The following is a 13,421-nucleotide window of genomic DNA, read 5'->3' on the forward strand; positions in this document are numbered from 1 at the left end:
AACAACGACAAACCCCGCTCATGGCGTAATGCTGTTCACTTAAGCATTTGAATCCTCGCCGGGCTTCTTCGAAAATCCGATGTCAGATCTCTGGCATCGGATTTTTTATGTCTGTTCAACAGGACTTGCTCGACCTCGGCGACCTTTTCAACTTCTGTGACTTGAGCACATTCACTCAAAATATTCCCATCGAGTGGGTCGCGTCTGCGCTGGATCTGTCCAGCCAAGCCACTATCCGACGGCGTCGCTTGCCTGCCGACCAAGTGCTCTGGCTGGTGCTCGGCATGGCATTGTTTCGCGACGAGCCCGTTCATGAGGTCGCCCGACGTTTGAACATCTGCGCCCAAGGTCTGGCTTCTGACCATCTGTTGGCCCGTAGCGGTGTGACCGAGGCCCGCAAGCGGCTGGGGGCCGACCCGGTTGAGTGGTTGTTTCGCAAAACGGGTACTCAATGGGGCGCGCAGCGCTATCCCGATGATGCCTGGCAGGATCTGCAAGTATTTGCAGTCGATGGTGCGCTTCTGCGCACGCCGGATACACCGGAGTTGCGAGACCATTTCGGTTCTGGAAACACCTCGACCGACCGCCAGACTCCCTTTCCCATGCTGCGCCTGGTGGCGCTGATGAATGTGCGTTCACACCTGATCCTGGATGCACAGCTTAGCCCTTACCGACGCAGCGAAATGCGTCTGGCCGATGAGTTTTTGCAGCAGATCCCCGACCACTCCGTGACGTTGTTCGATAAAGGGTTCTGGAGCGCCGATCTCATGCTCAGCCTGAGCGGCGACGGCAGTCACCGTCATTGGCTGATTCCGGCAAAAAAGGGATTGGTTTGCGAGGAGGTAGCCCGTTACAACGCGCATGATCGTTTGGTGCGTATGAACGTGTCGCCGCAAGCCAGAAAGCGAAATCCGACTCTTCCTACACACTGGGAGGCGCGTGAAGTCAGTTATGAAATTCAAGGCAAAGTAAAAACAGTCATGACGTCGTTGCCGGCCAAGATCTACAGCACCAAGTCTGTTGCCAAGCTTTATCAGGAGCGCTGGGAAATCGAATTGGGCTTCAGGGATATCAAAAGCTCAATGCAGCAAAACGCAATGACCTTGCGCAGCAAAAAGGTCGATCTGATCTACCAGGAAGTGTGGGGGTTGTTGCTGGCTTACAACGTGATTCGTCGGGAGGCAAGTCAGGCAGCAGTCGCGTTTGGTCGAGCGCCGTCGGACATCCGTTTCAAGCCGGCTTGCCAGTACATCGCCGTGCAGTTGATCGTGATGGCAGCGGCCAATCCTGTTTCAGCGACGGGTAGACGGTTGGCGGAACTTAGAAAAGGCGTTGGCGGGCTGTTTCTGGATCACCGCCCAAGGCCTTCGAGGCCAAGGACGGCGAAGATTTCAAAAACCCGGTTTCCGGTGGACCGTAAGGCTGCTCCGCTTAAGTGAACAGCATTACGCTCATGGCGGGGTTTGTCGTTTTCAATGCTGTGGTTGAATCAGGCGGATTTCAGATCCCGCTGCTGCTCTTGCACTTCGAGTTCGGCCTTGTAGTTGTGGGCGTCGATTTCGTTGTGGAACATCCCGACCAGCAAGTCTTGTTGATGCACGTCCCAAATCCGGATACCGGCGGCTACGCCTTCATGGGACATGTGTGAATCGTCGCGTTCAGTTACTTTTACAGTCATCTGCTAGCTCCAAATCTCAAGTTATCTGCAGCAAGGCGTGTGCAGGACTCTTTTATAGAATTTGTTAGGCAGCTAAGTAAACCGGTGATTCACGCAAGGTGTTGTTGCGTTTTTTGCAACAGTGCTGCAGCCCGCGCAATCCGCGACATTCGGTCGCAGGGCAGAAAGTTTCATGACAGAAGTTTCATTTTCATAAGCACTGAAACCCATTGTGGGAGCGAGCCTGCTCGCGAATTCGGTGGGTCAGACGACGATAGGGTGACTGGAATATCGCATTCGCGAGCAGGCTCGCTCCCACAGGTTTTTGCGGTGTGGCTGCTATTTTCTGCAGGCCAAAAAAAACGCCCCGAACCAGTCGGGGCGTTTTCATGTGTGGCTCAGCGGGGAATTACTTGCCTTCCCAGCGCTTCAGTACCAGCGTGGCGTTGGTGCCGCCGAAGCCGAAGCTGTTGCTCATCACGGTATTGATGGTGGCGTTTTCGCGGGTCTTGGTCAGCACCGGCAGATCGGCCACTTCAGGGTCCAGTTCGTCGATGTTGGCGGAACCGGCAATGAAGTTGCCTTCCATCATCAGCATGCAGTAGATCGCTTCGTGAACGCCGGCGGCGCCCAGGGAGTGACCGGACAGGCTCTTGGTCGAGCTGATCGCTGGTGCCTTGTCGCCGAACACTTCACGCACACCTTTCATTTCCGCAACGTCGCCGACCGGAGTCGAGGTGCCGTGGGTGTTCAGGTAGTCGATCGGAGTATCAACGGTGGACATCGCCATCTGCATGCAGCGGATCGCGCCTTCGCCACTTGGGGCAACCATGTCGTAGCCGTCGGACGTCGCGCCGTAGCCAACGATTTCCGCGTAGATCTTCGCGCCACGGGCCAGAGCGTGTTCCAGCTCTTCAACCACAACCATGCCGCCACCGCCAGCGATGACGAAACCGTCACGGTCGGCGTCGTAGGCGCGGGAGGCTTGTTCCGGGGTGTCGTTACGCTTGCTGGACAGTGCGCCCATTGCGTCGAACAGGAACGACTGGCTCCAGTGCTCCTCTTCACCGCCACCGGCGAAAACGATGTCCTGTTTGCCCATCTGGATCTGTTCCATGGCGGTACCGATGCAGTGAGCACTGGTGGCGCAGGCAGAAGCGATGGAGTAGTTCAGGCCCTTGATCTTGAACGGCGTGGCCAGGCAAGCGGAAACGGTGCTGCTCATGGTCCGCGTGACGCGGTATGGACCGACGCGCTTGACGCCTTTCTCGCGCAGGATGTCCAGCGCTTCCATCTGGTTCAAGGTGGACGCGCCGCCCGAGCCGGCGATCAGGCCGGTACGCGGGTTGGACACTTGCTCTTCGGTCAGGCCGGAGTCAGCAATGGCGTCTTTCATGGCCAGGTAGGCGTAAGCCGCTGCGTGGCCGACGAAGCGATAGATCTTGCGATCGATCAGCTCTTCAAGGTTGAGGTCGATGGAGCCGGAAACCTGGCTACGCAGACCCATTTCGGCATATTCCGGGTTGAACCGGATGCCAGGGCGGCTTGCACGCAGGTTAGCGGAGACGGTCTCTTTGTCATTGCCCAGGCACGAAACAATGCCCAGACCAGTGATAACGACGCGGCGCATGCGAATAACCCTTAGAAGTTGTCAGTGGAGGTGAACACGCCGACGCGAAGGCCTTCGGCGGTATAGATTTCGCGACCGTCGACGGTCACCGAACCATCGGCGATGGCCAGGTTCAGCTTGCCCTTGAGGACGCGTTTGATATGAATGTTGTAGGTGACTTTCTTGGCGGTCGGCAGCACCTGACCGAAGAACTTCACTTCGCCCGAACCCAGCGCACGGCCGCGGCCCGGCAGGCCTTGCCAGCCCAGGAAGAAGCCGACCAGTTGCCACATGGCATCCAGACCCAGGCAGCCCGGCATCACCGGATCGCCTTCGAAGTGGCACGCGAAGAACCACAGGTCAGGGTTGATATCCAGCTCGGCGACCAATTCACCTTTGCCGTACTTGCCACCTTCTTCGCTGATATGGGTGATGCGATCCACCATCAGCATGTTCGGCGCGGGCAGTTGCGCGTTACCTGGGCCGAACAGCTCACCGCGACTGCAGCGCAGCAGGTCTTCCCGAGTAAAGGCGTTTTGTTTGGTCATGCGAGCTCCTCAATAATCCCATGCGGCAGGTGGGGCAAATCTCCCGACCGTTCGAAGCGTTCATGCCTCGAACCGGCAGCCTACTCATAGACTATTGCGTTGTGGTGAAAGTCACAGCACCAAGGACATGAATGTACACTTGTGCACTGAAATTTTTATTCAAGCCCCTTTTGAGGCTTGTTCGGGTGCCTAAGACTGCCGCACTTTCGCTTTCCACGCCAGTCGCAGATGGTCGAAAAACCGTCACTACTGCACCCATCGCTGCAGAATCTGCTGTAGGTCATTGCGTTTGAACGGCTTGGCAAGGTAATCGTTCATGCCGGCCGACAGGCAGGTTTCCCGGTCGCCCTGCAAAGCGTTGGCCGTCAGCGCGATGATCGGTACATCGCCGCGGCTGGGCAGGCGGCGAATCTGCCGGGTGGCCTCGTAGCCGTCGATGATCGGCAAACGGCAATCCATCAGAATCACTTCGTAATCGTTGCCCTCGGCGCTACGTACTGCCTGTGCGCCATCGGTGGCGACATTGACAGTAAAGCCCAGGCTGCGAAGCATTGCTTCAATGACCGTCTGGTTCACCGGGTTGTCTTCGACCAGCAACACGTTGCGCCCTTCGCCGTGGCGGCCGCCGTCCAGCGTGCGCGGCGTGGTCAGCTGCGGTAACGCCTGCTTATAAAGTGCCAATGGAATTTCCAGGGTGAACACTGAGCCCAGGCCTTCCTCGCTTTGCGCGCGCAATGTGCCACCCATGCGCTCGGCGAGCGTACGGGCAATCGGCAGGCCGAGACCGGTGCCGCCGTAACGCCGGGAGATTGAACTGTCCGCCTGCTGGAAGGCGTTGAACATCAGCTCCAGACTTTCGGACGAAATACCGATGCCGCTGTCGCGCACCGAGCAGGTGAACCACAGCAGTTCGTGATCCAGCGATTGCCACTGCGCCTCGATACTGACCCGGCCCTGTTCGGTGAACTTCAAGGCATTGCCGACCAGGTTGACCAGAATCTGCCGGATCCGTGTCGGATCGCCTTGTACCTGCAAGCCGCGCATATCCTCGGGAATCCGCAGATTCAGGGTCAGGCCACGTTGCACTGCGCTGTGCTGGAACGACTGAGCGCAGGCGCCGATCAGTTCGGCGAGGTTGAACGGAATGTGCTCAAGCTCAAGCTCGGAACGTTCGATACGCGAGAAATCGAGGATGTCGTTGATGACCTTGAGCAAATGCTCGGTGGATTCCGAGGCAAGCGCGGCGTATTCGAGCTGCTCTTCAGTCATTTCAGTTGTTTCAAGCAATTGCAGCATGCCCAGCACACCATTCATGGGCGTGCGCAGTTCATGGCTCATCATCGCCAGAAAATCGGATTTGGCGTTGTTGGCCTTTTCCGCTTCCTCGCGGGTCTGGATCAACTGCGCCATGGCCTGCTGCTGTTCCCGACTGGCCTGTTCCAGCGCCTGGGCGAGGTTGTTGATGTGCTGCGACAGGGCGCCCAGTTCGGTGTCGTCGACAATCGGCAGCGGCGTTTTGAAGTCGCCGTCCTGAATCGCCTTGACCGCATTGCCGATATCGTGGATCGGCTGCGACAGGCTACCGGCCAGGCGTCGTGCCACGACGAAGGTGAAGAGCAGGGCGAACAGCGCGAGAATTGCGGCCTTGAGCAAGATTTCCTGTTGACGCTGACTGAAGGCGTCGTTGGACAGCCCGACGATCACGCGCCCCAGATAATCCTCATTGGCAGCGCCACTGCTGACTTTTGTGTCCTGAAAAAAATCAGTGTTCAAAGCGATTCGTTGCAACCGCACCGGCGCCTGGAACACTTCTACCTGATGCGGTCGCCGGTGGGCGTCCGCCGGTTGTTCGACATACACCAGAATCCGGTTGGCGCTGTCCTGTACCTCAAGAAAACGCACGTTGGGTGTCGCCAGCGTGGCCTTGAGCAAACTCTCCAACACTTCGTTGTTGCCGGAAATCACCCCGTATTCGGTCGCGGGCGCCAGCTGGTTGGCGATCAATTGGCCGGTGTGGTTCAGCTCCTGACGCAAATCCTGGATGCGCACGAAGGTGAAGAAGCTGATCAGCAACAGGGTCAGCAACAGTGCCGGGCCCAGGCTGATCAGTTGGGTGCGGGTGTTGATGTCCCAACGGCGACGAAAACTCATGGGTGGCGTTCTCCTTCTGCCATCGCTCTGGCGACAGATGCATCATCCAGCGGTTCGATCCCTAATGAACGAGCCACCTGCGTATTACTTGAGACTTTAAAACGTTCGGGATAGAGCGTTCGCGGCCAATGGGCCGGGGGCTGGTCGAGCAAATGGTCGAGCACGCCGAGCCAGTCGCTCTGGTCGCTGTAACTGCTTGCCAGGCTACCCGCGCGCACAAATGCGACGTTCGGGCCGACCAGCGCCAATTGTCTTGAGTAACTGCTGAGCAGCAGGTTTTTCGCGGTTTTCGGGTTGTACAGATCGGGATCATCAAGCCCCAGTAACACATCGCTGTTTTTCAGAACGGCTTGCAAGGGGCGACTGTCGTGGGTGTTGTCCCAGCGCTGGCTGACGATTTCCAGATTCAGTGGCGTGGCGGCCAGGTGCAGCTCTTTGAGGAGGAATTCGCTGTGCTCATCGAACAACACGCCAACCCGTCGCGCCTGCGGCAAGATACGCCGGATCAATTGTAGTTGCCGGCCCAGCGGCGGATCGCTCCACAGCAAGCTCAGGTGCGAGGGTTGCGTCGAACCGAGGCGTTGTCGGGCTTGCAGACGGCTGATGCGTAACACCAGTGTCGCCGGGCCCTGGGATTCTTGCAGGCGCCAGTCGAAGCTCGGCAGGTCGAGCAGAATCAGGCGCAGGCTGGACGGCAATTTGCCCGGCGCCGGCAGGCTGGCCAATGGCTGGAAGCGTACGGTGTCGGTCGGGCGTAATTCACTCAGCGCCTGAACGAAGGCCTGCACGCCGGGGCTTTCTTCGGCACCTGTCAGCAGGATGTCGGCGGCTTGTACCGCCACGCCATGCAGCCACGCCGTCAGAAACACACACAGCCCGGCCAGCCAATGAGCCAGCGTTGGCGTCTTGCGCGTCAGGCCGTAGCGCACCTTAGAACTCCAGCTCGGCACTGAAGTACATCACGCGGCGTTGGTCGTAATTGTTATCGATGAACGTGGTGGGCTCATGGTCCAGACGTTGTTGCAGCACACCGGCCAGTTGCAGATGAGCCTTGCCCAAGGCGATGCGTTTGGCGATGCGCGTGTCGAGCCGTTCGAAGCGGTAGCCGTTGAGCGCGTTGTCGCCGTAATAGAAGAGGGCGCTGTTCCAGCCGTGGCCCCAATCGCGCAGCCAGCCGGCGGAGCCGCTGTTGCTCGCGGTGAATTGCTGATCCAGCGGATTACTCGCCTCGGCGTCGACATAGGCATAAGTGAAACGCAAGCGATCGGCCTGGCTCACACGCCAGTCGAGTTGGGTTTCCGTGCCGCGAAAACGTGAGCTGTTGGCGTTGCTGGCGATGTATTGGTTATTGCGCAGCGGCTCGCTGATCATGCCGGTGATCTCGTCGTAGAACAGCTTCACGTCCAGCGCCAGCCCCCATTCGGCGAAATAGCCGTTGTAGCCCAGTTCCCGCGAACGCATGTGTTCCTGATCGAGATCGCCGGGGCCGCGGGTCTTGACGAAATAGCGCGCCGAAGACTGGCCATACGCCAAGGGCCGCAGATTGCTGACCTGATAACTCCAGTTGACGTTGTTCTCGAACATGTCCGGCGAGCGGATCGCTTCCGAGTACACCGCGCGCAGACCGTGGCGCGGATTGATCAGGTAATTGACCGCGAAGCGTGGGGTCAGCGAACTGCCGATCAATTGCGTGTCTTCGAACATTGCGCCGCCCTGCAACAGCCAGTGTTCACTGGCGCGCCACTCCAGTTGGCCGAACGCGCGCCACGTGGTGTCGTCCAGCGTGCCGTTGAAGTAGGTCTCGGAGTCGGCCCGGTCGTAACGATAGTTCATGCCGCTGACCAGGCGCAGGCTGTCGGACAGGCTGAGGGTGTCTTGCAATTCGAGGTCGTAACGCGATTCTCGGGCGCTCTGGTCGATATCGCCGCACAGGGTTTTACTGGCGCCGTTGCGCCACTGATCGAGCACGCGATTGGCCAACGTCATTTGCTGCGCGGTGCCTGTTTCAGGGCCGGGACCCAGGAAACGGGTGATATTGCGCGCCAGACGTTCGGTGTAATTCGGGTCGATTTGCCACAGCTGCGTCAGCTCGGGGCTGAACGACACCTCGGCGTCGCAGGCGCGCCAGGTTTGCTGGCGATCCCAGTGCTGTGCCGAGCCTTGTATATAGAGGCTGTGTTCGGGATTGATGTCGAGGTTCCAGCGCACCGAACCGGCGTAATCCTTGGCGACTACGTCGGAATTGTTCCCGGCGTCAGTAATCCCCGAGAACACCGGGCGGTAGGTGTAGGGCCGCTGGTTGGTGCCATCCTTTGCGTTGACCTGCCAGTCGAGGCTCTGGTTTTCATTCAACGTCTGGCTGACGGCGAGACTGAAACGGTTCAAGCGGCGGCTGTCACGGTAGTCGGCGCCGGTTCGATCGGTATCGAATCCGTCATCTTCCTGACCGGACAGCGACAAGCGCAGGTCGCCGCCATTCCATCCCTTGCTCTGGCTGGCATAGAAGTCATTGATGCCAAGTTGGCCGCGAGTGATCTTCAGCCGCGTGCCATGGCTGTCTGCCGGATGACGCGTGATGATGTTGACCACCGCCATCAGCGCATTGGCGCCGTAACTGACGGTGTTCGGGCCGCGAAACACTTCGATGCGCTCGATGTCCTCGATGGCCACCGGAATATCGCTCCAGTCCACCGTGGCCAGGCCTGCGCGGTACACCGAACGGCCGTCGATCAACACCTGCATGCGTCGCGCTTCGCTGGCGTTGGTGCCGTGGTAATTGACCGCTGCCTGATTGCCGCTGATGTTGCCGACCATCATCCCAGGGACCAGCCGCAGCAGTTCGCTGATGTCACGGGCGCCGCTGGCGGTGATCAGTTCGCTGTCGAGCACGGTCATGCTTCCCGGCACTTCCGCCGGCGTTTGCTTCAGGCGTGTGGCCGTCAGCACCTGCGGCAATGCCTCACTGTCCATGAACAGGTCGTCCGCCAGTAATACCGGGCTGAACAGCAGCGCCAGCAGGAGGGACGAACGCGATGGGGGAAGAGCAAAAAGCACGACACGGCCTATAGAGCGAAGAATTGGCGCGCATGTTAACCGAGGGGCGCGACTTTTCCAGTCACGTTGCGGGCATTTTCCTAGGTTTTATGGGTCTTCTTCCTACAAGTATCGGTAATTGACGCGGGGGCTGGCCGCGACCGGGTCGCCCCGTATAATGCCGCCATCGCCACTGGTATGGATTAACGGATTGCATATGACTGAACAGCGCCCGATTGCGGTCCTGGGAGGCGGAAGTTTTGGTACCGCCGTGGCCAATCTTCTGGCCGAGAACGGCCATCAAGTCTTGCAGTGGATGCGTGACCCCGAGCAGGCCGAGGCCATCCGGGTCAATCGCGAAAACCCGCGTTACCTCAAAGGCATCAAGATTCTGCCGGGCGTGACCGCGGTCACCGACCTGCAAGCCACGCTCGATGCCTGTGACCTGTGCTTTGTTGCACTGCCGTCCAGCGCGTTGCGCACGGTGCTGGCTGCCCACGCCGAGCGGCTGAGCGGCAAAATGCTGGTCAGCCTGACCAAAGGCATTGAGGCACACACCTTCAAACTGATGAGCCAGATTCTCGAAGAGATCGCCCCGCAGGCGCGCATCGGCGTGTTGTCCGGGCCGAATCTGGCGCGGGAAATCGCCGAACATGCGCTGACCGCCACGGTGGTCGCCAGTGAAGACGAAGAACTCTGCAAGCAGGTGCAAGCCGCACTACACGGCCGCACCTTTCGCGTTTACGCCAGCGCCGACCGCTTTGGTGTCGAGCTGGGCGGGGCGTTGAAAAACGTTTACGCGATCATCGCCGGCATGGCGGTGGCGCTGGAAATGGGCGAGAACACCAAGAGCATGCTGATCACTCGAGCCTTGGCCGAGATGACCCGGTTTGCGGTGAATCAGGGCGCCAACCCGATGACCTTCCTCGGTCTGGCTGGCGTTGGCGATTTGATCGTGACCTGTTCGTCGCCCAAGAGCCGCAACTACCAGGTCGGTTTCGCCCTCGGTCAGGGCCTGAGCCTCGACGAAGCGGTATCGCGCCTCGGTGAAGTCGCCGAGGGAGTGAATACCCTGAAAGTGCTCAAGGCCAAATCCCAGGAAGTTGGCGTGTACATGCCGCTGGTCGCCGGGCTGCACGCCATTCTGTTCGAAGGACGCACGCTGGAGCAGGTGATCGGTCTACTGATGCGGGCCGAGCCGAAAACCGACGTCGACTTTATTTCCACCAGTGGTTTCAACTGATTCAGCAGGGAACGACACATGAACGATCCGAAAACCGAAGCCAAGTACGAATCCATCCTTCTGCGGGTGTTGTGGATGATCGTCTACGTGCTGGTCTGGCAAGTGGCGCAGTTCATCCTCGGCGCGGTGGTGCTGGTGCAGCTGATCTATCGTTTGATCTATGGCGCCCCAAGCGCCAGCCTGATGAACTTCGGCGATAGCCTGAGCCAGTTTCTGGCACAGATTGGCCGTTTCGGCAGTTTTCACAGCGACCAGAAACCCTGGCCGTTCGCTGACTGGCCAACGCCGCGTACCCCGGAAGGTGAAGCGCCACACGTCGTGCCGCCAGCACCGCATCCGGCCCGAGATGAGGAGCCCAAGCTATGAAACTCTGGGTATTGCGTCACGGTGAGGCCGTGCCTTACGGCTCGTGCCCTGATTCCGAGCGGGAACTGACCGATCACGGTCGTAAGGAAGCGTTGAGCAGCGCGGCCCGATTGATCGGCCAGCCACTGACGGCGATCTACGCCAGCCCTTATCTGCGTGCGCAGCAGACTGCACAGATTGTCCGCGAGGCGCTGGGTTTCGAGCCGGAGATTCGCACGGTCGAGTGGCTGACGCCGGAGGTCGATCCCGACAAGGTGACCGATCAACTGGTGTCGGTGAGTAACGTGCTGCTGGTCAGCCACAACCCGCTGGTGGGCAACCTGCTCAGCTATCTGCAACATGGCGCCGGATATCCACCGGAGAAGGTCAGCACCGCTGGCCTGGCGGAGCTGGAAAGCCCTGAGCTGCTGATCGGTTCGATGACGCTTAACAGCCTCAAACATCCATAACGCTGATCCCTTTGTGGGAGCGAGCCTGCTCGCGAAAGCGCAGTGTCATTCACAACTTAGGTGTCTGAAACGCTGCCTTCGCGAGCAGGCTCGCTCCCACATTGGTTCTCTGTGTGCCGGAAATTATTTGTTTGAATTTTCCAACCAAGCACTTGCTTGGTTGACTACGCTTGCTCCAGACCCAAAAAACAGGAGCGAGTCGCATGTCTGCCGCCTTCCGTTTGCCGCTGGACGTGTTTTACGGACGTGAAGCCCGGCACCCGCGCCAGCGCTTTCTCGTGCAGCCCATCGGTGGCGGGCAGATCGAGACGCTGACCTGGGCCGATGTCGGTCATCAGGCCCGCTGCGCCGCACACTGGCTGCGTGCCCGTGAATTGCCGCAAGGCAGCCATATCGCCCTGATCTCGAAAAACTGCGCGCACTGGATCATTGCCGATCTCGCGATCTGGATGGCCGGGCATGTTTCGGTGCCGCTCTATCCCAATCTCACGGCTGACTCCATGGCGCAGGTGCTCACTCACTCGCAGAGTGTGCTGGCGTTTATCGGCAAACTCGACGATTGGCCCGGCATGTCGAAAGGGCTGCCGTCGGGTCTGCCGACCATCAGCCTGCCATTGCATCCGCCCGGGACGTTCGATTTCAGCTGGGATGACCTGCAGCGCGGCTCGCCGATCCAGGACGACCCGCGTCCCGCCGCCGAGCAACTGGCGACCATCATCTACACCTCCGGTACCACCGGCCTGCCCAAAGGCGTGATGCACAGCTTCGCCAATCTCGGTTTCGCCACGACCCATGGTACGCAGTTGTTCGGGCTCAACGAGAATGACCGACTGCTGTCGTACCTGCCGCTGTGCCACGTCGCCGAGCGCATGTTCGTTGAGCTGGCTTCGATCTACACCGGGCAGACGGTGTTCTTTGCTGAAAGTCTCGACACTTTCATCACTGACCTCAAGCGTGCGCGGCCGACGGCGATGTTCGGTGTGCCGAGGATCTGGACCAAGTTCCAGATGGGCGTGTACAGCAAGATCCCGGCACAGCGTCTGGATTTCCTTCTTGGTCTGCCGTTCATTGGCAAGCGGGTCGGACACAAAGTTCTCGCTGGCCTGGGGCTGGATGCATTACGCGTGGCCCTGTCCGGCGCCGCACCAGTACCGCAGACCTTGCTCACCTGGTATCAGAAGCTCGGGCTCGATGTGCTGGAGGTCTACGGCATGACCGAAAGCTGCGGCTACTCGCATATCTGCCTGCCGGGCCAATACAAACAGGGTTGGATCGGCAAGCCGTGCCCGGAAGTCGAGGTGCGCATCGACGAGTCGGGCGAGGTACAGGTGCGCAGTCAGGCGAACATGCTTGGCTATTTCAAGGAACCGCAGAAAACCGCCGAGACCCTGACCGAGGACGGTTTTCTGCGTACCGGCGACAAGGGCGAACAGGATGCGCAGGGGCGGCTGCGCCTGACCGGGCGACTCAAGGAAATCTTCAAGACCAGCAAGGGCAAATACGTCGCTCCGGCACCGATCGAAAATCGCCTGGCGGTGCATTCGCGGATCGAGCAGGTATGCGTGGTCGGGGACGGTCTGAGTGCGCCGCTGGGGTTGTGCGTGCTCTCGACGGTCAATCAGGAGGAGCCGCGGGCAAGTCTGCATTCGAGTCTGGAGAAGCTGCTGGAGGAGGTCAACGCTGTGCTCGACAAGCATGAACGTCTGCGCCGCCTGGTGGTGGTCAAGGACAGTTGGGCGGTGGAGAACGGCTTTCTCACACCGACGCTGAAAATCAAACGCAACGTCATCGAAGACACTTACGGTGCGCGCTTCGAAGAATGGAGTGAGCGCAGCGAGGTGGTGCTGTGGCAGGATTGAGCGACCACTAAAACAACAAAGGAAGTCTGCGATGAGCCTGTGGCGTACCACTCCCGACATCGAGCAGTTGAACGCAATCCAGAAAAACACCATCGGCGAAGTGCTCGACATCCGCTTTGAAGCGTTCGATGAAGAGTCGCTGACCGCGAGCATGGTCATCGATCACCGTACGCATCAGCCTTACGGTTTGCTGCATGGCGGGGCATCGGTGGTGCTGGCGGAAACCGTCGGTTCGATGGCCAGCTATTTGTGTATCGACGCCAGCAAGTTCTATTGCGTGGGGCTCGAGATCAACGCCAACCATTTGCGCGGCCTGCGCAGTGGCCGGGTGACGGCGGTGGCCAAGCCGATTCATCTCGGCCGTACGACCCATGTTTGGGATATTCGCCTGACCAGCGACGAAGGCAAGGCCAGTTGTGTGTCGCGGTTGACCATGGCGGTGGTGCCGTTGGGTGAGCAGCCGCCGCGTTGATTACCGATTTGCCCATAGCTTTGACCTGACTGTC

12 protein-coding genes are annotated in these 13,421 nt (G+C 59.4%); 6 read left to right on the top strand and 6 right to left on the bottom strand.

The genetic code is table 11. The annotated features are described in order from the left end of the window. The first annotated feature begins 107 nt into the window (after window positions 1-107). Window positions 108-1,439, top strand: a complete 1,332-nt coding sequence (locus tag ATI02_RS24940; protein WP_100847663.1) for an IS4 family transposase — start codon at window positions 108-110, stop codon at window positions 1,437-1,439. Between the two features lie 50 nt (window positions 1,440-1,489). Here the strand turns inward: ATI02_RS24940 and ATI02_RS24945 are convergent, their stop codons facing one another. The 6 genes from ATI02_RS24945 to ATI02_RS24970 all read right to left on the bottom strand — a co-directional run bounded on the left by ATI02_RS24945 (window position 1,490) and on the right by ATI02_RS24970 (window position 9,019). After that, window positions 1,490-1,678 (bottom strand): hypothetical protein, encoded by a 189-nt coding sequence (locus tag ATI02_RS24945; protein WP_007917473.1) that lies wholly within the window; start codon window positions 1,676-1,678, stop codon window positions 1,490-1,492. 388 nt (window positions 1,679-2,066) lie between these two features. After that, window positions 2,067-3,287 carry a beta-ketoacyl-ACP synthase I gene (gene fabB / locus ATI02_RS24950; protein WP_003227152.1) on the bottom strand — a complete coding sequence of 407 codons (1,221 nt, stop codon included), beginning with the start codon at window positions 3,285-3,287 and terminating at the stop codon, window positions 2,067-2,069. An 11-nt stretch (window positions 3,288-3,298) separates the two neighbouring features. After that, window positions 3,299-3,814 (bottom strand): 3-hydroxyacyl-[acyl-carrier-protein] dehydratase FabA, encoded by a 516-nt coding sequence (gene fabA, locus ATI02_RS24955; RefSeq protein ID WP_040065317.1) that lies wholly within the window; start codon window positions 3,812-3,814, stop codon window positions 3,299-3,301. A gap of 246 nt (window positions 3,815-4,060) precedes the next feature. Then, window positions 4,061-5,965 carry a response regulator gene (locus ATI02_RS24960; protein WP_100847664.1) on the bottom strand — a complete coding sequence of 635 codons (1,905 nt, stop codon included), beginning with the start codon at window positions 5,963-5,965 and terminating at the stop codon, window positions 4,061-4,063. Continuing rightward, entirely contained in the window at window positions 5,962-6,894 is a 933-nt protein-coding gene (locus tag ATI02_RS24965; RefSeq protein ID WP_100847665.1) for an ABC transporter substrate-binding protein, read from the bottom strand. Before ATI02_RS24965 ends, ATI02_RS24960 begins: the two co-directional genes overlap by 4 nt. Window position 6,895: 1 nt before the next feature. Further along, window positions 6,896-9,019: a TonB-dependent receptor plug domain-containing protein gene (locus ATI02_RS24970; RefSeq protein ID WP_095188636.1), complete on the bottom strand. Its 2,124-nt coding sequence runs from the start codon at window positions 9,017-9,019 to the stop codon at window positions 6,896-6,898. Between the two features lie 196 nt (window positions 9,020-9,215). On the opposite strand from ATI02_RS24970, the gene ATI02_RS24975 reads away from it, so the two are divergent. The 5 genes from ATI02_RS24975 (at window position 9,216) to ATI02_RS24995 (ending at window position 13,387) form a co-directional block, all read left to right on the top strand. Next, window positions 9,216-10,241, top strand: a complete 1,026-nt coding sequence (locus ATI02_RS24975) for an NAD(P)H-dependent glycerol-3-phosphate dehydrogenase (protein ID WP_095188635.1) — start codon at window positions 9,216-9,218, stop codon at window positions 10,239-10,241. 18 nt (window positions 10,242-10,259) lie between these two features. Next, on the top strand, window positions 10,260-10,607 hold the full coding sequence (locus ATI02_RS24980; protein ID WP_100847666.1) for a DUF4389 domain-containing protein: 348 nt from the start codon (window positions 10,260-10,262) through the stop codon (window positions 10,605-10,607). Next, a complete protein-coding gene (gene sixA, locus ATI02_RS24985; protein ID WP_095188633.1) occupies window positions 10,604-11,056 on the top strand; it encodes a phosphohistidine phosphatase SixA in 453 nt (150 codons plus the stop codon). Before ATI02_RS24980 ends, sixA begins: the two co-directional genes overlap by 4 nt. Window positions 11,057-11,259: 203 nt before the next feature. Then, window positions 11,260-12,915, top strand: coding sequence for an AMP-binding protein (locus tag ATI02_RS24990; protein WP_100847667.1), 1,656 nt, complete (start codon window positions 11,260-11,262; stop codon window positions 12,913-12,915). A 31-nt stretch (window positions 12,916-12,946) separates the two neighbouring features. Continuing rightward, window positions 12,947-13,387, top strand: a complete 441-nt coding sequence (locus ATI02_RS24995; protein ID WP_095188631.1) for a hotdog fold thioesterase — start codon at window positions 12,947-12,949, stop codon at window positions 13,385-13,387. Window positions 13,388-13,421 lie beyond the last annotated feature (34 nt).

It is taken from the genome of Pseudomonas baetica, assembly GCF_002813455.1.
Classification (GTDB): Bacteria; Pseudomonadota; Gammaproteobacteria; order Pseudomonadales; family Pseudomonadaceae; genus Aquipseudomonas; species Aquipseudomonas baetica.